Raw genomic sequence first — 25,058 nt, forward strand, 5'->3', positions numbered from 1 at the left:
TTGGTATCATATTTGTCCCATGAACGTTAGCGCTGCCGTGACCGAAGCCCCTGTCAACAACACCCCGTTCGTCCTCGAAGGCATTGTGCGCCTGCGCTGCCTGCAGGTGACGTATAATCGCACGCGCATGATCGTGGCGCCGCACATCCTCTACACGCGCAACGAATCGCTCTACACCGATGCGTTCATCGTCTCGCGCGAGGGCATGCTGCCCCGCGAGCCGAAGATGGCGACGTTCAAGGTCGACGGTCTCAAGGAAGTCTCGGTGCTCGACCGCGCCTTCGAGATCAGCGACCTGTTCGACCCCGAGCTCGACAAATATGTCGGGCAGACGCTGATGAAGGTCGAGCCCGAGGCCTGACCCGGCAGGTCAGTCCGGCACGCTGACGAAGCTGTCCATCACCCGCTTGCGGCCCGCCTGTTCGAAGTCGATCTCCAGCTTGTTGCCTTCGATCTCCGCGATCGTGCCATAGCCGAACTTCTGGTGGAACACGCGCAGGCCGAGCGACAGGTCGCCGCGCGGCTTGGCGCCGAAGCTGACGGCGGAGGCACGGCTTTCCAGCACGCGCGGCTGGTCGCGGGTGAAGGTCCGGTTGGTGAAGCTGCCGCCCGGGTTCTTGGGATCGACCCCCGCCGCGCGCTGCCAGCCCGGGCCTCGGCCGGCGCCGCGTGCGACGTCGGCGAAGGGATCGCTCCGCTCGCTCCAGTTCGCGCGCCAAAGGCTCTCGCCGCCGGTCATCGTGCTTTCCGATTCGACATGCTCGGGCGGCAGTTCGCCGACGAAGCGACTCGGCAGGCTCGACGTCCATTGCCCGTAGATGCGGCGATTGGCGGCATGGAGGATGATCGCCCGCCGCCGTGCCCGCGTGATCGCGACATAGGCGAGGCGGCGTTCCTCCTCGAGGCTGGCCAGCCCGCCCTCGTCGAGCGCGCGCTGCGACGGGAACAGGCCTTCCTCCCAGCCGGCGAGGAACACCGTATCGAACTCCAGCCCCTTGGCGGCGTGGATGGTCATGATCGTGACCTTGGGTTCCTCGGCGGAGGCCTCGTTGTCCATCACTAGGCTGACATGCTCGAGGAACGCCGAGAGGCTTTCATACTCTTCCATCGCGCGGACGAGTTCGTTGAGGTTTTCCAGCCGCCCCGCCGCCTCGGCGGTGCGATCGGCCTGCCACATCGCGGTATAGCCGCTCTCGTCGAGGATGATGCGGGCGAGGTCCGGGTGCTGGAGGTCGTCGCCCATGCTGCGCCAGCGCGCCATGTCGCCGACCAGGTTGCCGAGCGCGCGCCGCGCCTGGGGCGTCAGTTCATCGGTATCGAGGATGCGCGCGGCCGCGGTGGTCAGCGGGATGCCTTGCGCGCGGGCATATTGGTGCACCTTCGACAGCGCCTTGTCGCCAAGGCCGCGCTTCGGCACGTTGACGATCCGCTCGAAGGCGAGGTCGTCGGCCGGCTGGGCGACGACGCGCAGATAGGCAAGGGCGTCGCGGATTTCCTGCCGCTCGTAGAAGCGGAAGCCGCCGATGATGCGATAGGGCAGGCCGATCGCGATGAACCGGTCTTCGAACTCGCGGGTCTGGTGCTGGGCGCGGACAAGGATCGCGGTGGCGTCCAGGCTGAGCCCGCCGCGCTGCAGCCCCTCGATCTCCTCGCCGACACGGCGGGCCTCCTCGGGTCCGTCCCACACGCCGAGCACCTTCACCTTCTCGCCGACGTCCACTTCGGTCCACAGCGTCTTGCCGAGGCGGCCGCCATTGTTGGCGATCACCCCCGAGGCGGCACCGAGAATGTGCGGGGTGGAACGATAATTCTGTTCCAACTTGATCGTAACGGCGCCGGGGAAGTCCTTCTCGAACTTCAGGATATTTTCCACCTGCGCGCCACGCCAGCTGTAGATCGACTGGTCGTCGTCGCCGACGCAGCAGATGTTTTTGCGCTCCTGCGCCAGGAGGCGGAGCCACAGATACTGGACCGCGTTGGTATCCTGATACTCGTCGACCATGATGTAGCGGAAGCGCTTCTGGTAGAGCTCCAGCACTTCACGATGGGTCTTAAGGATCGTGAGCATGTGGAGGAGAAGATCGCCGAAATCGCAGGCATTGAGCAGTCGCAGCCGCTCCTGATATTGGGCATAGAGCGATTGCCCGCGACCGTTGGCGTAGCTCTCGGACTCACCGGCATCGAGATCGGCGGGAATCAGCCCGCGATTCTTCCATCCGTCGATCAGCCCGGCCAGCTGGCGCGCCGGCCAGCGCTTTTCGTCGAGATCGTTGGCGAGGATCAGCTGCTTCAGCAGACGCAGCTGGTCGTCGGTGTCCAAGATGGTGAAGTTGCTCTCGAGCCCGACCAGCTCGGCATGGCGGCGGAGCATCTTGGCGCCGATCGCGTGGAAGGTGCCGAGCCACGGCATCCCCTCCACCGCCTCGCCGACGAGACGGCCGACCCGCTCGCGCATCTCGCGCGCGGCCTTGTTGGTGAAGGTCACCGCCAGGATCTCGGAGGGATAGGCGCGCCTGGTCCACAGCAGGTGCGCGAGCCGGGCGGTCAGCGCCGCCGTCTTGCCGGTGCCCGCGCCGGCGAGCACCAGCACCGGGCCTTCGATGGTGAGCACGGCCTCGCGCTGGGGATCGTTCAGGCCCTGCAGATAGGGCGCGTCCTGGGGGGAAGGGGCAAGCGACATGCGTGAACAACTAGGGAACGTTGCCGCGGGCCGCAAGCGCCAGGCATCACCGGGGCGTGCCGCAGCCAAGGATTACGGAGGGTTAAGAACGATAATCCGTCGCGAACGCGCCCGCCATGGATTGCCTCCATCCGTCCGTACGCCTATGCCCCGCCGCGAGATTAACCCATGACAGTCCCGAACTCCTCCCGGCGCCTGAAGGTGCGGCTCGCGGTGGTCCTCACGCTCGCGATCATCGCGGCGGTGGTCGCCTGGCGTTCGGCGTCCGTGCCGACGAAGCCGGCATGCACGGCAGGGCGGCACGAGGAACGCGATTCGAACGGCAAGATCGTGCGGATCACGCACACCGAATGCCTGCGCTGAAGTCCGTATTTTCCCAGTCCTGTCATTATCCTGTCATCAGCCAACCCCAAAGGCTCAACCATCATGGCGACGCTCGCAGTGGACCAGGCTAGCACGGCAGAATTGCCGCGAAGTCCCCGATTCAACGAAACAACCCACCCCGTTGCGAAGCTGCTCTTCGCCGCGATCCTGATCGGAGGGCTCGCCTTTGCCGGCTGGAGCATCCTTGTGGACACTCGCGAGGCCGGCGAGACGCTGGCGCTCGGCGTCTTTGCCTTTCTCGGGCTGGCGCTGCTGATCGCGCTTGGCTTCGAATTCGTGAACGGCTTTCACGACACCGCCAATGCGGTGGCGACGGTCATCTACACCAACTCGATGCCCGCCCAGCTGGCGGTGATCTGGTCCGGTTTCTTCAATTTCCTGGGCGTGATGGTGTCGAGCGGCGCGGTCGCCTATTCGATCATCACGCTGCTGCCGGTGGATCTGCTGCTGAACGTCGGCTCGGCGGCCGGGTTCTCGATGATCTTCGCGCTGCTCCTCGCCGCGGTGCTGTGGAACCTGGCGACTTGGTATGTGGGCCTGCCCAATTCCTCCAGCCATGCGCTGATCGGCTCGGTGCTGGGCGTCGGCTTCGCCAACCAGCTGATCCTCAGCGGCTCGCGCGGCGGCACCGCCGGGGTCGACTGGGAGCAGGCGACCAAGGTGTTCTCGGCGTTGTTCTGGAGCCCGCTGATGGGCTTTGCCGGCGCGCTGGTGCTGCTGCTGGTGCTGCGCGTGCTGTTCCGCAACAGCCCGCAGCTGTTCCAGGCGCCCTCGGGCAACACGCCGCCGCCGCGCGGCATTCGTGCGCTGCTGATCGGCACGTGCACCGCCGTGTCGTTCTTCCACGGATCGAACGATGGCCAGAAGGGCATGGGGCTGATCATGCTGATCCTGATCGGCTGCGCACCCACCGCCTATGCGCTCAACCGCACGCTGCCCGCCAGCGCGACGGCTGCCTTCGTCCAGACCTCACAGGCGGCGAATGCGGTCTTCGAGAAGCGTAGCAACGGCATCACCGTCACCCCGGTGCAAGCGCGCGCGATCCTGACCGACGCGCTGCAGCACCGGAAGGTAGAAGGCCCCAAGGCCTATGCCGCAATGCAGGCGATTTCGAAGAGCCTGACCGACGAAGTGGCCAGCTATGGGTCGCTGAGCAAGGTGCCGGCACGCGCCAGCTCGAACGTTCGCAACGACATGTATCTGGTGCTTGACACCAGCAAGCTCGCGACCAAGAAGCCGGTCGGCTTCAGCGAACCGGAGCTGAAAGCGCTCAAGGCCTATCAGAACGATCTGGAGAGCGGCACGCGCTTCATCCCCGTCTGGGTGAAGATCGTGGTCGCGATCGCGCTGGGCCTCGGCACGATGATCGGCTGGAAGCGGATCGTCGTCACCGTCGGCGAAAAGATCGGCAAGCAGCACATGACCTATGGGATGGGCGCCGCCGCCGAGATCGTCGCAGCCGCCACGATCATGGGAGCCGACTTTATCGGCCGTCCCGTCTCGACGACGCACATCCTCTCGTCCGGCGTGGCCGGCGCGTCGGTGGGGAGTGGCGCAGGGCTGCAGGTGCGGACGATCCGCAACATGGCGCTGGCCTGGCTGATGACGCTGCCGGCGGCGATGCTGCTCTCGGGCGGGCTCTACTGGCTGATGCTGAACGCGGTCCGGCTGTTCGGCCTGCACTGATCGCGGGAGGGCGGGGGAGACCCCGCCCTTTTTTGTTCAGCCCTTCAGCAGGTCGTGCACCGCCAGATGCAGGCTGGTCTTCACGCCGCTGGCGTCGGCGTGCAGATCGGCCTTCACATGATCGACGGGGTTGTAGGCGGCAACCAGCACGCCCGCGAGCAGGCTGAACAAGGCCGCATAGACCAAACGCTTGATGGGCGATTCGCGCATATCCCGACTCCCTACTTCCGGTGCTGCGAGGTTGCGGGTTCGATACCCTGGCGAAACTGACGCTCCGCTGAACGCGGCTTGACCCGCGCGGCGGCTGGCCCGAGGGAGGCGGCGGGAGGAGCCGCCGCCATGTCCGATGCTGCCGCGCCTGCGTCCCACCGCCGCATCCTGTTTGCGAGCCTGGTGGGCACGTCGGTCGAGTTCTACGATTTCTACATCTACGCGACCGCGACGGCGCTGGTGTTCGGCCCGCTGTTCTTCCCCGCGCAGGCGCCCTGGCTGCAGCAGGTCGCCGCCTATGCCAGCTTCAGCGTCGCCTTCTTCGCGCGGCCGCTCGGCGGACTCGTTTTCGGCCATTTCGGCGATCGGCTGGGCCGCAAGTCGACGCTGGTCGCCTCGCTGATGCTGATGGGGCTGTCGACCGTGCTGATCGGCTGCCTGCCCGGCCATGCGATGATCGGCTGGGGCGCGCCGCTGCTGCTCTGCCTGCTGCGCTTCGGCCAAGGGCTGGGGCTGGGCGGCGAATGGGGCGGGGCGAGCCTGCTCGCGGTGGAATATGCGCCCAAGGGCTGGGCCTATCGCTATGGCAGCTTCCCGCCGCTCGGCGCGCCGGTCGGCTTCATCGCCGCCAACGGGCTGTTCCTGCTGCTCGGCGCCTTCCTGACCGACGATGCCTTTCGCGACTGGGGGTGGCGCCTGCCGTTCCTGGCGAGCGCCGCGCTGGTCGGGCTCGGCCTGTGGGTACGGCTGCGCATCGCGGAGACGCCGGCGTTCGTCGAGGCGGCCGAACATGCCCCGCCGCCGCAGGTGCCGCTGGGCGTGCTGCTGCGCGACCATCTCGGCGCGACGCTGGCGGGGACGCTGGGCACGGTCGCCTGCTTCGCGCTCTTCTATGTCGCAACGCTGTTCGCGATCGGTTTCGGGACCAAGACGCTCGGCTATCCGCGCTCGGCATTTCTCACCGCCGAGCTCGCCGCCATCCTGTTCATGGCACTGGGCATCGGCGTCGCGGGCTGGCTGGCCGACAAGCGCGGGGCGACGCTGGTACTGGCGCTCGGCTGCGTCGCGATGGTGCCGCTCGGCCTCGCCATGCCGGCGCTGCTGGTGCCGGGATCGCTGGGCGCGGTGTTCGCCTGGCTGGCGGCGGGGCTGTTCGTGATGGGCTTTGTCTACGGACCGCTCGGCGGCTGGCTGCCGAGCCTGTTCCCGGCGCAGGTGCGCTACACCGGCGTGTCGGTGACGTTCAACCTGGGCGGCATCCTCGGCGGCGGGCTCACCCCGCTGATTGCCGAGACGCTGGTGAAGCGCGGCGGCATCGGGATGGTCGGCTGGTATCTCGCCGCCGCCGCCGGGCTGAGCCTGATCGGGCTGTTGCTGACGCGGCGCCGCTAACCGGCGAATTCGGCGGTGGCATAGGGCGACAGCACCCGCCAGCCGAGATGCTGGTAGAGCTGCCGCCCCTGCTCGGTCGCGACGAGCAGCTCGGGCGCGGCCGGGCGGGTGCGGGTCGCGCGGAGCGCCGCCATCACCGTCCTGCCCAGGCCTCGGCGCCGATGCTCGGGTGCGGTGACGATCCGATCGAAGACAAAGGCGTCCGATGTCTCCGCCGCAAAGCCTGTCGCGGCGACGGCGCCGTCCTCGCTCCGGATCGTGACGTGGGCGACCGGACCCTCCACCGATGTCTCGCACCGGTACCCGGCGGCGAGCGGACGCGGGGCGGGCCAGCGTTCCCCGGCCATGAAGAAGGCGGGATCGTGCAGGCGCCAGCCTTGGGGCAGCAGCGCGCGCAACGTCGCGTTCGTACCGCATAGCTTGATCAGCCGCCCCGGCGCGTCGATCTCGCGGGCCAGCGCGGAAAGCTCGGAATGCGGTGCAGCGTAGACCCAGCGACAAACTTCGGCATCGGATCGGGTATCGACGCGGAAGCCGCCCCGGTCCGCAACCGGTGGCGGCACGCGCCGCGCGAGCGACCTGCCGGTCAGCCAGGCACGGAGCAGGGCCGGGGGTACGTCGCCCAGACCCTGTTCCTCGCTCATTCGGCTCGCAGCAGCGTCAGCTTGGCCTTGCCATAGACGCGCTCGGCATCGACCACGAAACCGGCGAGCTCGACATCCTCGGTCTTGCCCGTCTCGATGCTGATCCAGGTGCCCGGACCGGTCCAGCCGAGCCGGGCCAGCTTGTCGAGCGCGACGATGCCGGCGCCGGTGCCGTAGGGCGGGTCCATCAGGATCAGGTCGAGCGGCGCGCGCGCGGGGCCCAGCGCCAGCACCGAGCCGGGGCGCACATCGGTACCCTTGGCGCCGAGCTTGGCGATATTGGCCTTGAGCACGTCGAGCGCACCCCGATCCTGCTCGACGAACAGGCAGGACGCGGCGCCGCGCGACAGCGCCTCGAGGCCGAGTGCGCCCGAACCGGCGAAGAAATCCCCGACGGCAAGATCCTCGAAGCTGCCGACCCGCGAGGCAAGCATCGAGAACAGCGCCTCACGGGTGCGATCGGCGGTGGGGCGGGTGGTGTCGCCCTTGGGGGCGGCGAGCGGGCGGCCGCGCCATTCTCCGGCGATGATCCGCATCAGCCGCGCCCCCGCGGCGGACGGCCGGGGCCGCCGGGTCGTTGCGGGCGAGCGCCGCCGCTACCGCCTCCGGGGCGTGGGGTGCGCGGGCCGCGTGAGCGATCGCCATCGCCGCCTCCCGACCGGGCCGGGCCCTCGCTACGCGCTGGCCGCGCGCGGTCGCCGTCGCCGCCGAAGCGCGACGGACCCCGGCTGCGTTCGCTCGCGTCGCCGCCCGAACGCGCCGTGCGTGGACCGCGAGGACGCTCGCCGTCGCCGCCACCGAAGCGGGAGGGACCGCGGCTCCGCTCACCCGGCTCGCCGCCGAAACCGCTGGCCCGGGGGCCGCGCGCGCGCTCGCCGTCGGATCCGCCGAAGCGTGCGGGGCCGGCGCGGGTGCGATCGCCCTGGCCCGTGGCTGGACGACCCGGACGTGCGGCGCGGCCGCGCTCGCCGCCATCCTCCCCCCGGGTCCAGGGCCGCTTGACGTCCTGCTCGCCGCGGGCATCGCGGCGACCCCGCGGCCGATCGACCAGATCGCCGGCGCGGGGTTCGCGGGTATCGCGGAAGGATTTGGCGCGAGCGGCACGCGCCGGCTTGCCGACACCGCCTTCGCTGCCTTCGCGCACGCCGAGACGGCCACCGGTGCGGGGCCGCTCTTCGCCGTCCTTCGGCTTGGCCTTGGGCGTGGCGCGGGCGGTGAACACCGGGCCCTTGGCGACGGGGACCGGCTTCGCGATCCGGCGGCGGCCTTCGGGCTCGACCTTGGCGGTCTTCTCGACCGGCTCGATCGCGCGCTGGCGAGTCGCGAACTGCAGGTTGGACGCCGCCTTGCCGCCGCCCGGCTTGCCCAACACGGTGCGGAAGGTGATCAGATCGGCCTGGCGGATCTCGTCGACATCGCCGGCGGGCAGATCGTTCAGATAGAAGGGGCCATAGCGGGTGCGGATCAGCCGGCTGACCTGGAGCCCCAGGAACTCCAGCACGCGGCGGACTTCGCGGTTCTTGCCCTCGGTCAGCGTCATCTCGATCCAGAGATTGGCCCCCGTTCGGCGCTCGATATTGGCGTTGATCGGGCCGTAGCGGACGCCCTCGATCTCGATGCCGAGCATCAGGTCCTCGAGCTGTTCCTGGCTGACCTGGCCATAGGCGCGGGCGCGATAGGTGCGCTCGACGCCGACCGCGGGCAGCTCCATCTCGCGCTTGAGTTCGCCATCGGTGGTCAGCAGCAACAGGCCCTCGGTGTTGAGGTCGAGCCGGCCGACCGGCATGACGCGGGGCAGCCCTTCGGGCATGTGATCATAGATGGTCGGGCGACCGGTGAAATCGCGTTCGGCGGTGAGCAGGCCGGCGGCCTTGTGATAGCGGAACAGCCGCGCGGGCGCGGCCGCCGCCACCGGATTGCCGTCGACGGTGACGCCGTGGAGCGAGGTGAGAATGGTCGCCGGGGTATCGAGCGTGGTGCCGTTCAGGGCGATGCGCCCCTCGGCAATCATCCGTTCGATCTCGCGCCGGGAGGCGATACCGGCGCGGGCGAGAAGCTTGGCGATGCGCTGCGGCGCACTGGTGGATTTCATCGGTTTGTAGTCAGACACCGTCGCGATATAGCGATGTTGGCCGAACGAGCAAAAATTTATGCGGTGCCACTTTGTGACTCGCGCGTTACGGGCTTGTGCAAGCGCTTGATTTGGGGGCCCAAACGGCATGTTGTTCGGAAGGAAGAAACGGCGGATCGAACATCTGCTCGTCGTGGAGGACGAGCCGCTGGTGGCGTTCGATACCGAGCACTTCCTCCGCGAGTCGGGCTTCACCATCGTCGCCACCGTCGACTCGGTGGCGGATGCGAATCGGGTGGTGGAGGGCGGCGACACGCTCGACCTGGTGCTGGCCGACATCAATCTGGCCGACGGCAGCGGCGTCGAAGTTGCACGCAACGCGTTCGGGCGGGGCGTCCCGGTGCTGTTCGTAACGGGCAGTTGCCCGGCGGAAGCGCGCGCCCTGGCAGCAGGCTGCCTTGCGAAGCCCTATGCCCAGAAGGACCTGCTGCTGGCGATCGAGGCCATCGAAGCCGTACTCGAAGGCGGCAAGGTACCACGGCGCCTGCCGGGCAGCTTCAGCCTGTTCCTGGGCGGGTAGCGCCGGCTTAGTGGACGAACAGCGCCACGACGACACCGGCCCAGGCGAATACCGAGGCGAGTACCGCGAGCTTCGCGACCATTTCCGAAGGCGAGGCCTGGTTGGCGGCTGCGACGGCGCGGGTGCGGGTACGGGACATGTGGGTACTCCTGTGCTCTGTCCCCGCCTTATAGCACCCGTTCCTGAACAGAAGCCTGCCCATTGGGGTGAGTCGCGCGGGTCCGGGGAGGACTGTCGCACAAAACCCACGCATCGACGGCATCGTGGAAAACGCGGACCCCGGTTTCGAGGGTGCCGAGCGTGACGCGGTCGATCGCCCCGGCGCCGAGGCCCTGCTGGGCGAGTGCGCAGGCGCGGAAATCCTCGGCAGCGAACACGCCGCCGTCGAGCAGCTGCCAGCTGCGTTCCCAATGGTCGCGCGCCTTGTCGGATGTCGGTGCTTCCGGGATCAGCATGAAATCCTCGACGAGCACCGCGTCCACCGCCTGCGGCATCAGCACCATCAGGTTGATATAATCGGGGCTCACCGCAAGCACCGCGCCGGGGAACATCTGGTAGGTATAGGTGATCGCGCCGCGCAGCGTCGGCCAGTCGTCCGACTCCAGCTCGGCGATGCTCGCGGCACGGCCCACGGCCGAGCGCTGGTGCGGCCCGATCCGGTCGGCCGCCGAGATGCCGTCCTGGAAGTAGGGGGCGATGCTGCCGGCGTGGAGCCGCTGGATGTGGTAGCTCTCGAGAAACGCATCCATCACCAGCTTCCAGTTGGCGGGGACGCGGTGGGTGCGCCTGCGGAAACAATACTGGCCGGCGAGGTCGAAGGCGGCGAAATCCTGCGCCAGCGTGTCCGCGTGGGCGAAGTCGGCGGCGTCATCGAACGCGAACCAGATCAGCCCGCCGGCCTCATGCGAGGGCAGGCGGCGGAGCGCGAAGTCTGCCTTGTCGAGATCGGGGAAGGCCTCCGCGCGGGGGATGCCGGTGAGGCGGCCGTCCAGCGCATAGCTCCAGGCGTGGTAGGGGCAGATGAGCCGCGGGGCGCGGACCGCCTCGCAGCCCTCCACCAGCCGCGTACCGCGATGCCGGCAGACGTTGAGGAACACATGCACCTCGCCTCGGTTGTCGCGGGCGATCAGCAATGGCTTGCCGAAGCCGTCATGCGGCACCGCGATGCCCGGTTCGGGGAGCAGCGCGGACGGGGCGAGCACGAGCGGCGCCCGCGCGAAGATGCGCGCACGCTCGGCGGCGAAGCGTTCGGGGCTGGTATAGACGCTGGCATCGACATGGGTGATCGGCCCTGCGCCCGCATCGCCGCCACGGGCGAGACGTGCCGCAAGCGCGCGCTGGCCCTCCGTCGGTGCGTTCATGGCTATCCTCTCCCGAATTTTCGGCTAGTTTCCCCCTTCCATGCCGAACGAACAAGCCCCCATCGCGGCGCGCGGCCGCGCCACCGTCCCCTATGTCCTCGCCCAGTTCGCCCTGGCAGCCGGTCTTGCTCTGCTGGCAGCACCCTGGGCGCGTATCGGGGGGGCGGCGGCACCCGGCACCGTCTTCGCCGTCGGCTGGGCCAACGGTACGGCGACGCTTGCGCCCTCGATGACGTTCCTGCTCGGGCTGCTCGCGCTCGGCGCAACGCTGGTGCTGAGCATCGTTTGGCGGCGGCGTGGCGGGGCGAGCCTGATCGTCGGCGGAAGCCTGGTCGGTGCGGCGCTGCTGGCGCTGGCGGTGCTTTTCACCTTGTTCTCGCCGCCCAAGTCGCTCGCTGGCGCGGGCCTGTCGCTCGATTGGGGCGGTGGGGCTGCGCTGATCGCCTTTGTCGCGGCCTTCTTCCTCGGCCGCGCTGCGGCACCGGCCGATTGGCGGGCGGAACTGCCCGAAGGCGTGCGCCCCTATTTTGCGCGGGGGCCCCTGGCCTCGTTCGCGCTCGGCGTCTCCTCCGGCTTCCCCTTCGCGATGATCGGCGCGACGCTGACCACCCGGCTGGCCCAGACGGGCATCGACAAGTCGACCGTCACGGCGTTCACGCTCGCCATCCTGGTCTACAACTTCAAGTTCCTCTGGGCCTGGATCGTCGACAGCGTGCCGATCCCGATCCTCGGGCGGCTCGGCCAGCGTGTTTCCTGGCTGATCGTGGCGGGCGTGCTCGTCGTCGCGGCGACGGTCAACCTCGCGCTGGTGGTCCCCGATCCGGCGAATATCTGGCCGACGGTGACCGCCGCCGTCCTCATGGGCGCGGCGGGGGCCACTTATGACATCGTCATCGACGGCTACCGGATCGAGGTGCTCCAGCCGCACGAACTCGGCTATGGCTCGGGCATGTCGCAATATGGCTGGCGGATCGGCTCGGTCGCGGCCGGCGCGATCGCGCTGGTGGTGGCGGGGCAGGCGGGCTGGACGGCGGGCTATGTCGCCTGCGCGGTGTTCGCGCTGCCGGCAATCCTCACCGGCCTGATCGTCGGCGAACCCGAGCGCCACCGCGCGCCCGCCGAGCGCCGCAGCATCGCGACGGTCGCGGCCGGCATCTGGAGGCCCTTCGTCCAGTTCTTCGCCCGCGAAGGCGCGCTGATCGTGCTGCTCTTCATCCTGGTCCACAAGATCGGCGACACGCTGGCCAATCTCACCTTCCGTCTGCTGTTCAACGACCTGGGATTCTCGAACGACGAGATCGCCTTCTATGACGTCTCGCTGGGCTTTCTGGCCTATATGCTCGGCATCTTCCTGGGCGGCATGATGTATGCGCGGATGGGGATGAAGCGGTCGGTGATGGTCAGCCTGACCCTGATGGCGGTCTCCAACCTCAGCTTCGCGGCGCTGGCGGCGGCGGGGCATTCGAACCTCGGCATGGCCGGCGCGATCGGCTTCGAGAACATCTCCAGCGGCATCGGCGGCGTGGTGGTGATCGCCTATTTCTCGGCGCTGACCGACCTGCGCTTCACCGCCGCGCAATATGCGCTGATCTCGGCGGGTGCGAGCATCGTCGGCCGGTTCATCACCGGCACGACGGCGGGCAGCCTGATCAAGGCGATGGGCTATGTCGACTTCTACGTCCTCACGACGGTGATCGCGCTGCCCGGGGTGGTGCTCTACTGGTGGATGCTGCGCACCGGGCTGGTCGATCGCTCGATCGGCAGCGCGGGGCAGGACCGCTAAGGCTCAGGGCTCCAGCGGCAGCGCGAGGTCGGCGAAGCTCTGGGCGAGTGCGTGCGCGGTCGGCAGCAGGCCGGTCGCGTCGCGCACGCCGATCAGGTCGGCGAGCAGCAATGCCGCACCCTGCGGGTTGGTGCGGACCTTGCCCAGCGCGTCGACCAGCGCGGCCTCGGATGCGGTCATCCGCGGGCAGCACCAGGGGGCGATCTGCACCGGGCCGGTCGCCATGCCCGACATTTCGTGCATCAGCGCGCGCAACAGCATCAGCGGCCGGCGGAACGCCTTGCCGAACGCGACGAGGAAGGCGTGCGCGGTGCTCGCATCGTGCAGCCCGTTCGCGCCGGTCTGGCGGACGCCGAACAGCAGCAGCCGCACGCCCGGATCCTCGGGCTGGAGCTGGGGCAGGGCGGTGACGAGGGTCTGGACGGACGGCTGCATGTGATTCTCCGATGGGCGTCGGAGCAATCATGCCGTTCTGTTATTAATAGTCAATCGCAATAAGGCCGGATTGCGATCAGTCGGGCAGTTCGTCGTTTGCCGCGAGCACGACGCCGGCGAGATAGAGCGAGCCGAGGATGAGGATGGTGGCTGGCGGGGTGGTGCCGATCCTCTCCGCAAGCGCCTGGAGCGCGGTGGGCACGTCGTCGGCCGTGGAGACGCTCGCAACGCCCAGGGCGCGGACGCGGTCCGCCAATTCCTCGGGCGCATGATGCGCGTGGCCGGGGATAGGCACGGCGATTGTGCTGGCGAGCCGGGGCGCGAGACCCGCGAGCAGGCCTTCCGGATCCTTGTTCGCGAGCATGCCGAGCACGAGGTGGCACGGGCGGTCGGCAGCGAGGCTGGCGACGGTATCTGCGATCGCCGTCCCGGCCGCGGCATTGTGGCCGCCATCCAGCCAGACCGCCGTATCGTCCGGCAGCAAGGCGGTAAGCGGTCCGGTACCCAGCCGCTGCATGCGCGCCGGCCAGCGGGCGCCGGTCGCAGCGGCGGCAAGCGCCGTGTCGGGGATGCTGAGGACCGTCTGGTGCCGCAGCATCGCAATGGCGAGCGCGAGGTTGCCGGGCTGGTGTGGGCCGGACAGCGCCGGGAGCGGTGTTTCCACCGTGCCGCGGGCGTCGCGGTAGGTGAGACGGTCGCCCGTCACGGCATAGTCCCACGCCGTGCCTTGCGCGAACACCGGCGCACCCGCGGAGGAGACCACGGCAGCGATCTCGGCATCGTAGCGCATCGTCACCATCGGTACGCCGGGCTTGGCGATGCCCGCCTTTTCCCGCGCGATCTGCGGCAGCGTGTCGCCGAGAAAGGCCTGATGGTCGATGCCGAGCTGGGCGACGGCGGTCGCGATCGGCGCCGCCATCACATTGGTGGCATCCAGTCGACCGCCGAGGCCGACCTCGATCACGCAGGCATCGGCGGGGGTGCGGGCGAAGGCGAGGAAGGCGGCGGCGGTCGTCACCTCGAAGAAGCTCGCGCCGATATCGCCGCCGGCGTCCAGCACCTCGGCGAGCAGCGGGGCGAGGGTCGCATCGTCGATCAGCGTGCCGGCGAGGCGGATCCGCTCGTTGAAGCGGACGAGATGCGGGCTGGAATAGACATGGACGCGCAGGCCCGCGACTTCGAGCGCCGCGCGGAGGAACGCGCAGGTCGAGCCCTTGCCGTTGGTGCCGGCGACATGGAGCACCGGCGGCAGGCGGAGATGCGGGTTGCCGACGCGCTCCAGCAGGCGGGTGATGCGTTCCAGGCCGAGGATGTCGGCGCCGGGGGAGAGCAGAGTCAGCCGGTCGAGCTGGGCTTGCACGGCGGGATCGGTGGAGCGCGCGAAGTCAGGCATGTCGCTTTTGAATCAAGCCCCTCCTCCTTGGAGGAGGGGTTGGGGTGGAGGGATTCCAGAACCTAGGTTGGTCTCGGTGGGACACGGCCCCACCCCAAACCCTTCCCCCGAGGGGGAGGGGCTTAAGTGAGGTATTACGCCGCCGCGCGGGCCTCGCATAGCAGGCCGATCAGCTGGCCCAGCGTGTCGCGCAGGTCGCGGCGGTGCGTCACCATGTCGACGAGACCATGGTCGCGATAATATTCGCTGGTCTGGAAGTCGTCGGGCAGCTTTTCGCGGATCGTGTTCTCGATCACGCGGCGGCCGGTGAAGGCCAGGGTGGCACCCGGCTCGGCGATCTGGACGTCGCCCAGCATCGCATAGGCCGCCATCACGCCGCCCGAGGTCGGGTCGGTCAGCACGACGATATAGGGCAGGCCTGCATCGTGGAGCATCTCGATCGCCACGGTGGTGCGCGGCATCTGCATCAGGCTGAGAATGCCTTCCTGCATGCGCGCGCCGCCCGAGGCGGTGAAGACGATATAGGGCGCGCGCGCCGCGATCGCCGTCTCGACGCCGGCGATGAACGCCTCGCCGACCGCCTGGCCCATCGATCCGCCCATGAAGGCGAAATCCTGCACGCCGATCACCGCCTTGTGGCCATGGATCGTGCCGCTGGCATTCTGGAAGGCGTCCTGCTCGCCGGTGGTCGCGCGCGCCGCCTTGATCCGCGCGGTGTAGGGCTTGGAGTCGCGGAACTTCAGCGGGTCCTCGGCGACCTTCGGGCTCGGCAGCAGCTTGTAGGCGCCGTCGTCGAAGAGCTGCTCGAAGCGCTTGGTCGCGCCGATGCGATCGTGGAAATCGCAGTGCGGGCAGACATTCTGGTTGTCCTCGAATTCCTTCATGAACACCATCTGTCCGCATCCCTTGCACTTGTGCCAGAGATTGTCGGGGCTCTCCTCGCCACGGGTGGTGACATAGGCGAGCGCGTTGCGGACGCGCGTAATCCAGCTCATGCGACTTCCTTGCGTGCGGCGACCAGCGCCGTCTTCAGCGTAGCGATATAGGCACGGACGGGCGCCGCCGCATCCGCACCGTGGCGACCGACCAGCTCGACGATCGCGCTGCCCACGACGACGCCGTCGGCGACGCGGCCGATAGCGGCGGCCTGTTCAGGGGTGCGGACGCCGAAGCCGACTGCGATCGGCAGGTCGGTCGCGGCCTTGAGGCGGGCGACCGCCGCCTCGATCGAGGCGGTGGCGGCCTGTTGCAGCCCGGTGATCCCAGCGACCGAGACATAATAGAGGAAGCCCGAGGCGCCCTCCAGCACCGCCGGCAGGCGGGCCGCGTCGGTGGTGGGGGTGGCGAGGCGGACATTGCCGAGCCCGGCGGCGCGGAGCGCTTCGCCGAGGCTGTCGTCTTCCTCGGCGGGGATGTCGACGCAGATCGCGCCGTCGGCGCCCGCATCGCGCGCGGCGTTGGCAAACCATTCTGGTCCGCGGCGCGTCATCGGGTTGGCATAGCCCATCAGCACCAGCGGCACCTCGGGATGGCGCGCGCGGAACGCGGTGGCGATCGCGAGCACGTCCGCGGTGGTGGTCCCGGCGGCGAGGCTGCGCAGGTTCGCCGCCTGGATCGCGGGGCCGTCGGCCATCGGATCGGTGAACGGCATGCCGAGCTCGATCACGTCGGCGCCGCCCGCGACGAGCGCGTCGAGGATCGCGGCGGTAGCACCGGGCGCGGGATCGCCGGCGGTGACGAAGGTCACCAGCGCGGCGCGGCGCTGCTCGGCGGCGCGGGCAAAGGCATTGGCGAGCCGGGTCACATCTTCACTCCCAGCGCCTCGGCGACGGTAAAGATGTCCTTGTCGCCGCGACCGCAGAGATTGGCGAGGATCACCTTGTCGCGCGGCATGGTGCGGGCGACCTTGGCCACGGCAGCGATGGCATGGCTCGGCTCGAGCGCGGGGATGATGCCCTCGGTGCGGCAGAGCAGCTGGAAGGCGTCGAGCGCCTCCGTGTCGGTCACCGAGGTATAGTCGACGCGGCCGATGTCGCGCAGCCAGGCGTGTTCCGGCCCGATCCCCGGATAGTCGAGGCCCGCCGAGATCGAGTGCGCCTCGGTGATCTGGCCGTCCTCGTCCTGAAGCAGATAGGTGCGGTTGCCGTGGAGAATGCCCGGCGATCCGCCGGCGAGGCTGGCGGCGTGGCGCTTCTCCAGCCCTTCGCCCGCCGCCTCGACGCCGAGCATCTGCACCTCGGCATCGTCGAGGAACGGGTGGAACAGGCCGATCGCGTTCGATCCGCCGCCGATCGCGGCGACCAGCAGGTCGGGCAGCTTGCCGGTGCGCTTGAGCATCTGTTCGCGCGCCTCGCGGCCGATCACCGACTGGAAGTCGCGGACCAGCTCCGGATAGGGGTGCGGGCCGGCTGCGGTGCCGATGATGTAGAAGGTGTCATGGACGTTGGCGACCCAGTCGCGCAGGCCCTCGTTCATCGCGTCCTTGAGCGTCGCCGCACCGCTGGTCACCGGCACCACCTCGGCGCCGAGCAGCTTCATGCGGAACACATTGGGCTGCTGCCGGGCAACGTCGGTAGCACCCATGTAGATCACGCAGGGCAGGCCGAAGCGCGCGCAGACGGTGGCGGTCGCCACGCCGTGCTGGCCGGCGCCGGTCTCGGCGATGATCCGCGTCTTGCCCATGCGACGGGCGAGCAGGATCTGGCCGATGCAATTGTTGATCTTGTGCGCGCCGGTGTGGTTGAGCTCGTCGCGCTTGAACCAGACCTCCGCGCCCATGCCCTCGGGCGCATCGGCGCGCAGCGCTTCGGTCAGCCGCTCGGCATAATAAAGCGGGCTGGGGCGGCCGACATAATGTTCGAGCAGGTCGTCGAACTCGGCCTGGAAGGCGGGATCGGCCTTGGCGGCGGTGTATTCGCGCTCGAGGTCGAGAACGAGCGGCATCAGCGTCTCGGCGACGAAGCGTCCGCCGAACTGGCCGAAATGCCCGCGGTCGTCGGGCTGGGCGCGGAAGGAGTTTGGTGCGTTCATGATCGGGCCACGGCTTTAAGGAAAGCGGCGATCTTGTCCACATCCTTGATGCCCGGCGCGGCCTCGATGCCCGAAGAGACATCCACCAGCCCCGCGCCGGTCACGCGGATCGCTTCGCCGACATTGCCCGCATCGAGCCCGCCGGACAGGATCCAGGGCAGGGGATGCGCGAAGCCGTCGAGCAGCGTCCAGTCGAAGCGCAGCCCGGTGCCGCCGGGGACCTTGGCGCTTTCGGGGGCCTTGGCATCGTAGAGCAGCCGGTCGGCGGCGCCGCGAAAGGCTGCGGCGGGGAGGAGATCGGCGCGAGTCTTCACCGCGATCGCGACCCAGCTCCCGCGGGCCGTACGGGCCTTCACGGCGGCGGCGCGCTCGGGCGTGACCTTGTGGAGCTGGATCACGTCGAGCCGCCCGGCGGCAATGGCGGCATCCAGCAGCGCGTCGTCGGGATCGACGAACACGCCGACGCGCCCGACATGGCCGGGCACCCGCGCGGCGAGTCCCTGGGCCTTCTCGAAGCTCAGGTGGCGCGGGCTGGGCGGGAAGAAGACGAAGCCGATATGGCTGGCGCCGCCGGCAACGGCGGCGTCAAGCGTCTCGGGCGTGGACAGGCCACAGATTTTCGCGGTTGCGGGCATGCACGCCCTCTAGGCGCTAGACCAGCTTCTTGGCCAGCACCGTCATGAACAGCGGGAGCACGAGCGGAATGGGGAAGCCGCGGCGTTCGCCGGTTTCGGCATAGCCGCGACGGACATAATACTCGATCAGCTTGCGGCGTTCCTCGATCACCGTCATCTCGATGCGCGTGCAGCCGAACCGGTCGCGGGCATGGGCTTCGGCGGCGCCGATCAGCTGGCGGCCGAGACCGCCCGCCTGGCGCAGCGGTTCGATGCAGAGCAGACCGAGATAGGCCGTGCCGCCGCCCCGGTCGACGACATTGACGCAGCCGATCGCGGTGCCGTTCTCCCAGGCGCTCAGCAATACCTGCGCCGGATCGTCGACGATGGCGGTGAGCGTCTCGATATTGGTGCGCGGCCCCTCGATCAGGTCCGCCTCATGCGTCCAGCCCTGGCGCGCGGTTTCGCCGCGATAGGCGCGCTCGATCACGGGGTGGATCGCCGCAAGGTCGGCGGTTGCGGCAGGGCGGATGGTGAGCGGCATTGGTCTTCCGGCGGTTTCCCTCCTGTGTAGGCGGGAAAAATCCGTTAACTATCAAAGAGTCGCGGCAATTGCGCGGGCGGCCGCATCCGGATCCTCGGCCTGGGTGATCGGGCGGCCGATCACCAGGATCGACGCGCCGGCATCCACCGCGCTGCGCGGCGTGACCACGCGCTTCTGGTCGCCGACATGCGCGTCGGCAGGCCGTACGCCGGGGACGACGAAGAAACCGTCCTTCCAGGCAGCATGCGCCGCCTTCACTTCCTCGCCCGAACAGACGATGCCGTCGACCCCGGCCGAGCGGGCCAGTTCGGCCAGCCGCATCACCTGCTCGTGCGGATCGGGCTTGAGGCCGATCGCGGTCATGTCGGCGCCGTCGAGGCTGGTGAGCATCGTCACCGCGACGACCTTGGTGCCTTCGGGCGCGGCCGCCTTGGCGTCTTCGAGCATCGCCCGGCCGCCGGCGGCATGGACGGTGAGGATCGCCGGATTGAACGGGCGCAGCGCCTGGATCGCCTTGGCGACGGTGTTGGGGATGTCGTGGAACTTGAGGTCGAGAAAGATCGGCACGCCGATTTCGGCCATCTCGTGCACGCCGTGGCGGCCGTTCGCCATGAAGAATTCGAGGCCCAGCTTGATGCCGCCGACATGGTGGCGGACCTTCTGGGCGAGCGCCTTGGCCTTTTCCAGCTCGGGCGTGTCGAGCGCGACATAGATGCGGCTGCTCATGCGCGCGGCTCCTCGACGGCCACAGTCTCGGTTGCCGGTTCGAACCGGGTCGGCACGGCGGGGATCGAGCGCAGGTCGGCGAGCGCACGCTCGAGGCCGGCGAAGCGCTGCCGCATCCGCCAGCGCAGCGTCTGATAGGCGACCAGCATCGGCAGGAACCCGGCAAGGAACACGACGATCAAGAGCAGCGGCAGGCTGATATCGGCAACCAGACCCGCCCAGAGCTGGATGCTCACCCGCTGATCGCCATTGTAGATCACGAACCCGGCGATCACGCCGCCGAGCAGGAGCCACAACAGCACCTTCAGAAACCGCATTCCGCTCCCTTCCTGGAAAACCTCGCCCGCCTTCTAGGCCCGAGCGGCCCCGCTTGCCAAGGCTCAGCCGATTTCGGTCCGCAGCTCGGCGATCAGGCCGGGGATGGCGGTGAGATTTGCCGCCTCCTCGTCGAGGATCGCGTGAAACGCCCGGCGCTTGAGCGCGGCAATGTGGTCCGCATCCGGCCGCGTATCGGCATCGAGGGTCGACAAGACGATATCGATCAGCCGATCGGCGCCATTGAGGCGGCCCCACAGATAGTCGTTCTCGCGATAGGCGCGGCTGAAGAACGCGCCGAAATTGTTGAACTGGTTGCCCTTCAGCATCGCCGCCACCCCGCCGGTGCGGATGGCCTTGGCATCCTCGGGCGAGATGCGATCGACCCGGATCGGATCAAACTCGTCCATGCCCTCGCCCTGGAGCAGCGGCAGCGTCGCGATGTCGAAGAAGGGGAAGCCAAGGTACGCGAGCAGCATCGGCCGCCGCAGTTCCTTCGAGAGCGCGCTGAACCCGGCCGAGAGCACCTCGTCGGTCTGGCGGTCGAGCGCGCGCAGCTGCATCCGCTCGGCCAGGGCATCGAGCAAGACGCCGGCGTCCTGGCCCGTGCCCTCGCGAAGATCGGCAAAGGTGTCGGAGCGCTTGAGCTCGAGATAGGCGGCAAGCGCCCCGTAGATCGCGTCGCGCATCGGCCGCATCGCGCCGCGCGGGGCGGTCTGCTCGAGCTCGGCCAGCCGCCGGGCGAGCAGGCGGAGGCGCCGGATGCGGAAGCCGAGATCGTGCCCGCGCAGGAAATCCAGCGCCTCGGGCGAGGCGCCGCCGGGCAGGTTCGCGCCGAACCGGTCGGCTCCACGCACCCGCACCGTCTCGCGGAGCTGGCGCGCCAGGCTGCGCAGCCGTTGCCCGTCCTGCTGGCCGCCCAGCGCCTGGAGCAGGTTCGCGGTGCGATCGATCGCGCCGTCGACCTTGAGCAGCGCGTAGGCCGTATGGCCGTACCCCGCCTTGGCCGCCGCAGCGACCTGGGCACGCTTGCGCCACGCGGCGAGCCGCTTGGGCGTCGGGTAGTCGAGCCACAGCGTATAGCCGAACAGCGATTCGACCTGCGCCTCCACCTCCGCGCGGATCTCGGCGACGATCGCCAGCATCCGCTCGATCCGGTCCGAGCGCGCGGCGATGGTTTCCAGATTGTCGCGGATCGGCTGCTTGCGCGGCAGTTCGGACAGCGCGCCGATGATCGTCGAGAAGAAGCCCGGCCGCTCCTGGCGGGGGCCGTAGAAATCGAACCGCATGTCCGGCGTGGGGTCGAGGAACACGAAGCGGCGGTCGACCTGGCGGCGGGCAGGGCGTTCGCGCAGCGCTGCCATGGCCGGCGCAAAGGGCGCGTTGGCGAGCACCGAGCCGTCGATCAGCACCGCTTTCTCCGCGCGGCTCTCCGCCCATTGTTCGGGCAGCGCGCGCTGAAGAAAGGCGTCGCGACCCGGCCAGGCCTGGCCGCGGTCGGCGAGTACCTTGTCGACCTCTTCGACCATCAGCGGCGGGAAGGCACCGGGGAAGCTGGAGGTCGCGCGCGCGGCGAAGGCGAGCGCGGCGGCATCGGCGATCCCGCGCCTGCGCCCATGATCGGTGAAGCCGAACACCAGGCGATGCTCGGTCTCGACAACTTCGGCCGGTGTGTTGAGCCGCAGCGTTTCGGCATGGCCGCGGAAATCGGTGGCGGTGACGAACAGGTCGAGTGGCTGGCCGTCGGGCAGCAAGCGGCGCTCGGCCGGCCCCCTGGCCATCGCGGCGAAGGCGTCGAGCAGCGTGTTCAGCAGCTGCGCGCCGCCAAAGGGCGGTTCGAACCAGCGCGAGCGCACGAACCGCTCCAGCTTCTCGCGCACCTCGGCGCGGGCGCCGGTCTCCACCGTCTCCTCGATCGTGTGCGAGCGATTGGAAAGCATCCAGGCGATTGGCTTGGCCCAGACCTTGGCGAAGCGGTGCGACGGACCCTGGCTGGGGGCGAGCAGTGCATCGACATCGGCATGGTCGAGCCACATCGCGGTCAGCGGATCGAGCGACTGGCCGGTGGTGATCGCCTGCGCCAGGAACACCGCGTTGATCCCGCCCGCGCTGGCACCGGACAGAATGTCGACCATCACCCGCAAATTGAGGCCGCTGCGTTCGCGGATCTCCTCGATCAGCTCGCGATAGACGCTGGTGAGCGGCGTCCCCTCGCGTTCGGCGCAGCTGGCGCGGGCGAGGTGCCACACCTCTTTGGTGATGCCGTGCATGTACACCGCAAGACTGATCCCGCCATAGCAGACCAGCGCGAGCCGCAGTTCCTTTTCCTGGCTCTCGTGCATCAGCGGTGCCGCACCTCCGCCCAAACGGGCAGGTGATCGGACGCCGTGCGCGCGGCGAGGCTGTGATGCGTGCCCGACTCGCCGATGGCGAGGTCCGAAGAGACCATGATGCGGTCGAGTCGCGCCATCGGGCGTTTGGCGTGGAAGCTCTTGCCGGTGGGCGCGAAGGCGAAATGCTGGGCGAAATCGCGCAGGCAGCCGCGCTCGGCACTCCATTCGTTGAGGTCGCCCATCATCACCGTCGGCATCGGCGGCAGCGTGGCGAGATGGGCGAGGATCGCGTGCGCCTGGCGACGGCGCCACAGCCCCGATAGATCCAGGTGCATGCCGACGACTCGCAGATGGCTGCCGTCCACGCGAAGGTCCGCCATCACCGCCCCGCGCGGTTCGAGCGTCGGCAGATGGAGCGCCGCGCAGCCGAGGATCTCGGCCTCCTTGCGGACCAGCAGGGCGTTGCCGTGCCAGCCCATCGACCGCGCGCGCATGCCGAAATGCACCGGCTTCCACGGGCTGTGTTCGGCGAGCAGGCTCTGGGTGAGGACTGCTTCACGCGCGCCGAAACGGCGATCGGCCTCCTGCAAGGCGATCACGTCCGCACCGACCTCGAGCAGTACCTCGAGCGTCCTCTCCGGTCGGCGTCGTCGGTCGGTGCCGATCGACTTCCGCATGTTATAGCTGGCGACCTTGATCATCCGCGCCCCTTATCGGCGCGGGGAGTATGGCTGCACAAGTCTCAATAACCCGTTTCGCCTCGTTCGCGCTGGCCGATGGCCGCTTCCGCTGCCGCGAGCAGGCTGCGGCCGGTGGCCTCGGCGGCCTCCGCCGTCATGGCGACCGCCACGCCATTGGGGCCGTCGAGCAGTACCAGGCCGAGCTCGGCGGTCGCGATGCCGCCCTCTTCCTCCGGCGTGAGTGCCGAGTCCTTGGGCATGTCCATCGCTTTTCCTGTCGCCACTATGAACCGGGGATAACGCGGCGGCGCCGGCAAATATCCGCCGGTTTTCAGCCGCGGAGCCAGCGCGCGAGCGTTTCCCGGTACAGTTTGTGTTCTTCCGCGAGCACGCGTGCCGCGAGTGTGTCCGCAGTGTCCCCCGGGAGGATCGGCACGCGGGCCTGGCCCAGCACCTCGCCACCGTCCAGCTCCTCGGTGACGATGTGCACGGAGGCACCGGCTTCCGCATCCCCCGCCTCGATCGCGCGGGCGTGCGTGTCGAGGCCCTTGTACTTCGGCAGCAGCGACGGGTGAATGTTGACGATCCGCCCGCGCCAACGTGCGACGAAATCGTCGGACAGCAGCCGCATATAGCCGGCGAGCGCGATCGCTTCCACGCCCGACTCGCGCAGCGCCGCGTCGATCTTCGCCTCATAGTTGGCCTTGGGCATGCCCTTGGGGCTCTGCGCGAAGGTCGCCACGCCACGCTCGGCAGCCCAGGCGAGCCCGGCGGCCTCCGGCTTGTCGCTGGCGACGAGCGCGACGGTGTAAGGGCAGTCCGGCGCCGCGGCCGCCTCGACCAGCGAGGCCATGTTGGAGCCGCGACCTGAGATCAGGATGCCGAGTCGCTTCTTCAAATTCCCCTCCCGCCTGCGGGAGGGTTTAGGGGAGGGGCTGACGTGGAGAGGGGAAGCTGGCGGTACCGCTCAGCCCCTCCTCCGACCCCTCCCGCAAGCGGGAGGGGAGCGCATCCTGAGAGCGCTCGGCAATCACCCATGATGCGTGGCGCTCCAGGGGGCGCGGGCACTCCAGGTCTCGTCGCTGCCCACCACGGTGCAGCCGCGCTCGCCGGCCTCGATGGTGCCAATGGGGAACACCGTCTCGCCCGCGGCGGCCAGCGCGGCCGTCACGGCCTCGGCCTGATCGGCGGGGACGACCGCGACCATGCCGATGCCGCAGTTGAAGGTGCGGGCCATCTCTTCGGGCTCGATATTGCCCTGCGCCTGGAGGAACGCCATCAGCCGCGGCAGCGGCCAGGCATCGGCATCGATCCGGGCATGGGTGCCCTCGGGCAGGACGCGCGGCACGTTCTCGAGCAGGCCGCCGCCGGTGATGTGGGCGAGGCCGTGGATGGTGCCCTTGCGGAGTTCCGGCAGAAGGCTGGCGACATAGATCCGAGTCGGCGCCATCAGCGCGTCGATCAGCAGCCGCTCCTGGTCGAACAGCGCCGGGCGGTCGAGCTTCCAGCCCTTGTCCGCCGCGAGTCGCCGCACCAGCGAGAAGCCGTTCGAGTGCACGCCGTTGGAGGCGAGGCCGAGCAGCACATCGCCGGGTGCGATCTTCTTGCCGTCGAGCAGCCGGTCGCGCTCGACCGCGCCGACGCAGAAGCCGGCGAGGTCGTAATCGCCATCGGCGTACATGCCCGGCATCTCGGCGGTCTCGCCGCCGATCAGGGCGCAGCCCGCCTGGCGGCAGCCCTCCGCGATCGAGGCGATGACCCGCTCGGCGACCGCGTTGTCGAGCTTGCCGCTCGCATAATAGTCGAGGAAAAACAGCGGCTCGGCGCCCTGCACGATGAGGTCGTTGGCGCACATCGCGACGAGGTCGATGCCGACGCCGTCATGATGGTTGTGTTCGATGGCCAGCTTCAGCTTGGTGCCGACGCCGTCGTTCGCCGCGACCAGCAGCGGATCGGTGAAGCCCGCGGCCTTCAGGTCGAAGATGCCGCCGAAGCCGCCCAGATCGGCGTCTGCGCCCGGGCGCCGGGTGGAACGGGCAAGCGGGCCGATCGCGCGCACCAGCGCATTGCCCGCCGCAATCGAAACGCCCGCCTGGGCATAGGTGTAAGGGCCATGGCCCGCCTTGGTCTCGCTCATGGCAGAGCGCCCTAGCCATAACGCGCTTGGATTTCCACGCCCGGTTCGCCAAAAGGGCGG

27 protein-coding genes are annotated in these 25,058 nt (G+C 69.0%); 6 read left to right on the forward strand and 21 right to left on the reverse strand.

The window, feature by feature from the left end:
- Positions 1–19 precede the first annotated feature (19 nt).
- Positions 20–361, forward strand: a complete 342-nt coding sequence (locus QZ814_RS02935; RefSeq protein ID WP_294329596.1) for a WYL domain-containing protein — start codon at positions 20–22, stop codon at positions 359–361.
- A 9-nt stretch (positions 362–370) separates the two neighbouring features.
- Here QZ814_RS02935 and QZ814_RS02940 read toward each other — a convergent pair whose 3' ends face one another.
- On the reverse strand, positions 371–2,680 hold the full coding sequence (locus QZ814_RS02940; RefSeq protein ID WP_294329597.1) for a UvrD-helicase domain-containing protein: 2,310 nt from the start codon (positions 2,678–2,680) through the stop codon (positions 371–373).
- A 168-nt stretch (positions 2,681–2,848) separates the two neighbouring features.
- Between QZ814_RS02940 and QZ814_RS02945 the strand changes: the two genes are divergently transcribed.
- Positions 2,849–3,043, forward strand: coding sequence for a hypothetical protein (locus tag QZ814_RS02945; RefSeq protein WP_294329598.1), 195 nt, complete (start codon positions 2,849–2,851; stop codon positions 3,041–3,043).
- 63 nt (positions 3,044–3,106) lie between these two features.
- Positions 3,107–4,750: an inorganic phosphate transporter gene (locus QZ814_RS02950; RefSeq protein ID WP_294329599.1), complete on the forward strand. Its 1,644-nt coding sequence runs from the start codon at positions 3,107–3,109 to the stop codon at positions 4,748–4,750.
- 36 nt (positions 4,751–4,786) lie between these two features.
- On the opposite strand, the gene QZ814_RS02955 is transcribed toward QZ814_RS02950, so the two are convergent.
- Positions 4,787–4,960, reverse strand: coding sequence for a hypothetical protein (locus tag QZ814_RS02955; RefSeq protein WP_294329600.1), 174 nt, complete (start codon positions 4,958–4,960; stop codon positions 4,787–4,789).
- Between the two features lie 129 nt (positions 4,961–5,089).
- Between QZ814_RS02955 and QZ814_RS02960 the strand changes: the two genes are divergently transcribed.
- Complete coding sequence (locus QZ814_RS02960; protein WP_294329601.1) at positions 5,090–6,352, forward strand: MFS transporter; 1,263 nt, start codon at positions 5,090–5,092, stop codon at positions 6,350–6,352.
- On the opposite strand, the gene QZ814_RS02965 is transcribed toward QZ814_RS02960, so the two are convergent.
- The 3 genes from QZ814_RS02965 to QZ814_RS02975 are packed head-to-tail and all read right to left on the reverse strand — an operon-like array spanning position 6,349 to position 9,088.
- Positions 6,349–6,996 carry a GNAT family N-acetyltransferase gene (locus QZ814_RS02965; RefSeq protein WP_294329602.1) on the reverse strand — a complete coding sequence of 216 codons (648 nt, stop codon included), beginning with the start codon at positions 6,994–6,996 and terminating at the stop codon, positions 6,349–6,351. The two genes, QZ814_RS02960 and QZ814_RS02965, sit on opposite strands and share 4 nt — an antisense overlap.
- The gene (gene rsmD / locus QZ814_RS02970) at positions 6,993–7,532 is read right to left on the reverse strand and encodes a 16S rRNA (guanine(966)-N(2))-methyltransferase RsmD (protein ID WP_294329603.1); all 540 of its coding nucleotides are present in this window, start codon (positions 7,530–7,532) and stop codon (positions 6,993–6,995) included. Before rsmD ends, QZ814_RS02965 begins: the two co-directional genes overlap by 4 nt.
- The gene (locus tag QZ814_RS02975; RefSeq protein ID WP_294329604.1) at positions 7,532–9,088 is read right to left on the reverse strand and encodes a pseudouridine synthase; all 1,557 of its coding nucleotides are present in this window, start codon (positions 9,086–9,088) and stop codon (positions 7,532–7,534) included. Before QZ814_RS02975 ends, rsmD begins: the two co-directional genes overlap by 1 nt.
- Before the next feature lie 127 nt (positions 9,089–9,215).
- On the opposite strand from QZ814_RS02975, the gene QZ814_RS02980 reads away from it, so the two are divergent.
- The gene (locus QZ814_RS02980; RefSeq protein ID WP_294329606.1) at positions 9,216–9,647 is read left to right on the forward strand and encodes a response regulator; all 432 of its coding nucleotides are present in this window, start codon (positions 9,216–9,218) and stop codon (positions 9,645–9,647) included.
- Positions 9,648–9,654: 7 nt separating this feature from the next.
- Here the strand turns inward: QZ814_RS02980 and QZ814_RS02985 are convergent, their stop codons facing one another.
- Both QZ814_RS02985 and QZ814_RS02990 read right to left on the reverse strand, forming a co-directional pair.
- Positions 9,655–9,786, reverse strand: coding sequence for a hypothetical protein (locus tag QZ814_RS02985; protein WP_294329607.1), 132 nt, complete (start codon positions 9,784–9,786; stop codon positions 9,655–9,657).
- 28 nt (positions 9,787–9,814) lie between these two features.
- Entirely contained in the window at positions 9,815–11,008 is a 1,194-nt protein-coding gene (locus tag QZ814_RS02990; RefSeq protein ID WP_294329609.1) for an aromatic ring-hydroxylating dioxygenase subunit alpha, read from the reverse strand.
- 502 nt (positions 11,009–11,510) lie between these two features.
- On the opposite strand from QZ814_RS02990, the gene QZ814_RS02995 reads away from it, so the two are divergent.
- Positions 11,511–12,791, forward strand: a complete 1,281-nt coding sequence (locus tag QZ814_RS02995; RefSeq protein WP_294329691.1) for an MFS transporter — start codon at positions 11,511–11,513, stop codon at positions 12,789–12,791.
- Positions 12,792–12,794: 3 nt separating this feature from the next.
- Here QZ814_RS02995 and QZ814_RS03000 read toward each other — a convergent pair whose 3' ends face one another.
- The 14 genes from QZ814_RS03000 to purM all read right to left on the reverse strand — a co-directional run bounded on the left by QZ814_RS03000 (position 12,795) and on the right by purM (position 24,998).
- Positions 12,795–13,226 carry a DUF6628 family protein gene (locus QZ814_RS03000; protein ID WP_294329610.1) on the reverse strand — a complete coding sequence of 144 codons (432 nt, stop codon included), beginning with the start codon at positions 13,224–13,226 and terminating at the stop codon, positions 12,795–12,797.
- Between the two features lie 76 nt (positions 13,227–13,302).
- A complete protein-coding gene (locus QZ814_RS03005) occupies positions 13,303–14,619 on the reverse strand; it encodes a folylpolyglutamate synthase/dihydrofolate synthase family protein (protein WP_294329611.1) in 1,317 nt (438 codons plus the stop codon).
- A gap of 134 nt (positions 14,620–14,753) precedes the next feature.
- Complete coding sequence (gene accD, locus QZ814_RS03010) at positions 14,754–15,614, reverse strand: acetyl-CoA carboxylase, carboxyltransferase subunit beta (protein WP_294329612.1); 861 nt, start codon at positions 15,612–15,614, stop codon at positions 14,754–14,756.
- Positions 15,611–16,423, reverse strand: a complete 813-nt coding sequence (gene trpA / locus QZ814_RS03015) for a tryptophan synthase subunit alpha (protein ID WP_294329613.1) — start codon at positions 16,421–16,423, stop codon at positions 15,611–15,613. The genes accD and trpA overlap by 4 nt, the downstream gene beginning before the upstream one ends.
- Positions 16,420–17,649: a tryptophan synthase subunit beta gene (gene trpB, locus QZ814_RS03020; protein ID WP_294329615.1), complete on the reverse strand. Its 1,230-nt coding sequence runs from the start codon at positions 17,647–17,649 to the stop codon at positions 16,420–16,422. Before trpB ends, trpA begins: the two co-directional genes overlap by 4 nt.
- On the reverse strand, positions 17,646–18,284 hold the full coding sequence (locus tag QZ814_RS03025) for a phosphoribosylanthranilate isomerase (RefSeq protein ID WP_294329616.1): 639 nt from the start codon (positions 18,282–18,284) through the stop codon (positions 17,646–17,648). The genes trpB and QZ814_RS03025 overlap by 4 nt, the downstream gene beginning before the upstream one ends.
- A gap of 16 nt (positions 18,285–18,300) precedes the next feature.
- Positions 18,301–18,807, reverse strand: a complete 507-nt coding sequence (locus QZ814_RS03030; protein WP_294329617.1) for a GNAT family N-acetyltransferase — start codon at positions 18,805–18,807, stop codon at positions 18,301–18,303.
- A 51-nt stretch (positions 18,808–18,858) separates the two neighbouring features.
- Complete coding sequence (gene pyrF / locus QZ814_RS03035) at positions 18,859–19,533, reverse strand: orotidine-5'-phosphate decarboxylase (RefSeq protein WP_294329618.1); 675 nt, start codon at positions 19,531–19,533, stop codon at positions 18,859–18,861.
- Entirely contained in the window at positions 19,530–19,850 is a 321-nt protein-coding gene (locus tag QZ814_RS03040; RefSeq protein WP_294329620.1) for a LapA family protein, read from the reverse strand. Before QZ814_RS03040 ends, pyrF begins: the two co-directional genes overlap by 4 nt.
- 63 nt (positions 19,851–19,913) lie before the next feature.
- On the reverse strand, positions 19,914–22,190 hold the full coding sequence (locus QZ814_RS03045; RefSeq protein WP_294329621.1) for a patatin-like protein: 2,277 nt from the start codon (positions 22,188–22,190) through the stop codon (positions 19,914–19,916).
- A complete protein-coding gene (locus QZ814_RS03050; protein WP_294329623.1) occupies positions 22,190–22,882 on the reverse strand; it encodes an endonuclease/exonuclease/phosphatase family protein in 693 nt (230 codons plus the stop codon). The genes QZ814_RS03045 and QZ814_RS03050 overlap by 1 nt, the downstream gene beginning before the upstream one ends.
- A gap of 41 nt (positions 22,883–22,923) precedes the next feature.
- Positions 22,924–23,121, reverse strand: coding sequence for a hypothetical protein (locus QZ814_RS03055; protein ID WP_294329692.1), 198 nt, complete (start codon positions 23,119–23,121; stop codon positions 22,924–22,926).
- Positions 23,122–23,192: 71 nt separating this feature from the next.
- Positions 23,193–23,759 (reverse strand): phosphoribosylglycinamide formyltransferase, encoded by a 567-nt coding sequence (gene purN / locus QZ814_RS03060; protein WP_294329624.1) that lies wholly within the window; start codon positions 23,757–23,759, stop codon positions 23,193–23,195.
- Positions 23,760–23,891: 132 nt separating this feature from the next.
- On the reverse strand, positions 23,892–24,998 hold the full coding sequence (purM, locus tag QZ814_RS03065) for a phosphoribosylformylglycinamidine cyclo-ligase (protein WP_294329625.1): 1,107 nt from the start codon (positions 24,996–24,998) through the stop codon (positions 23,892–23,894).
- Positions 24,999–25,058: the final 60 nt, after the last annotated feature.

It is taken from the genome of uncultured Sphingomonas sp. (assembly GCF_913777625.1).
In the GTDB taxonomy this organism is placed as follows: domain Bacteria; phylum Pseudomonadota; class Alphaproteobacteria; order Sphingomonadales; family Sphingomonadaceae; genus Sphingomonas.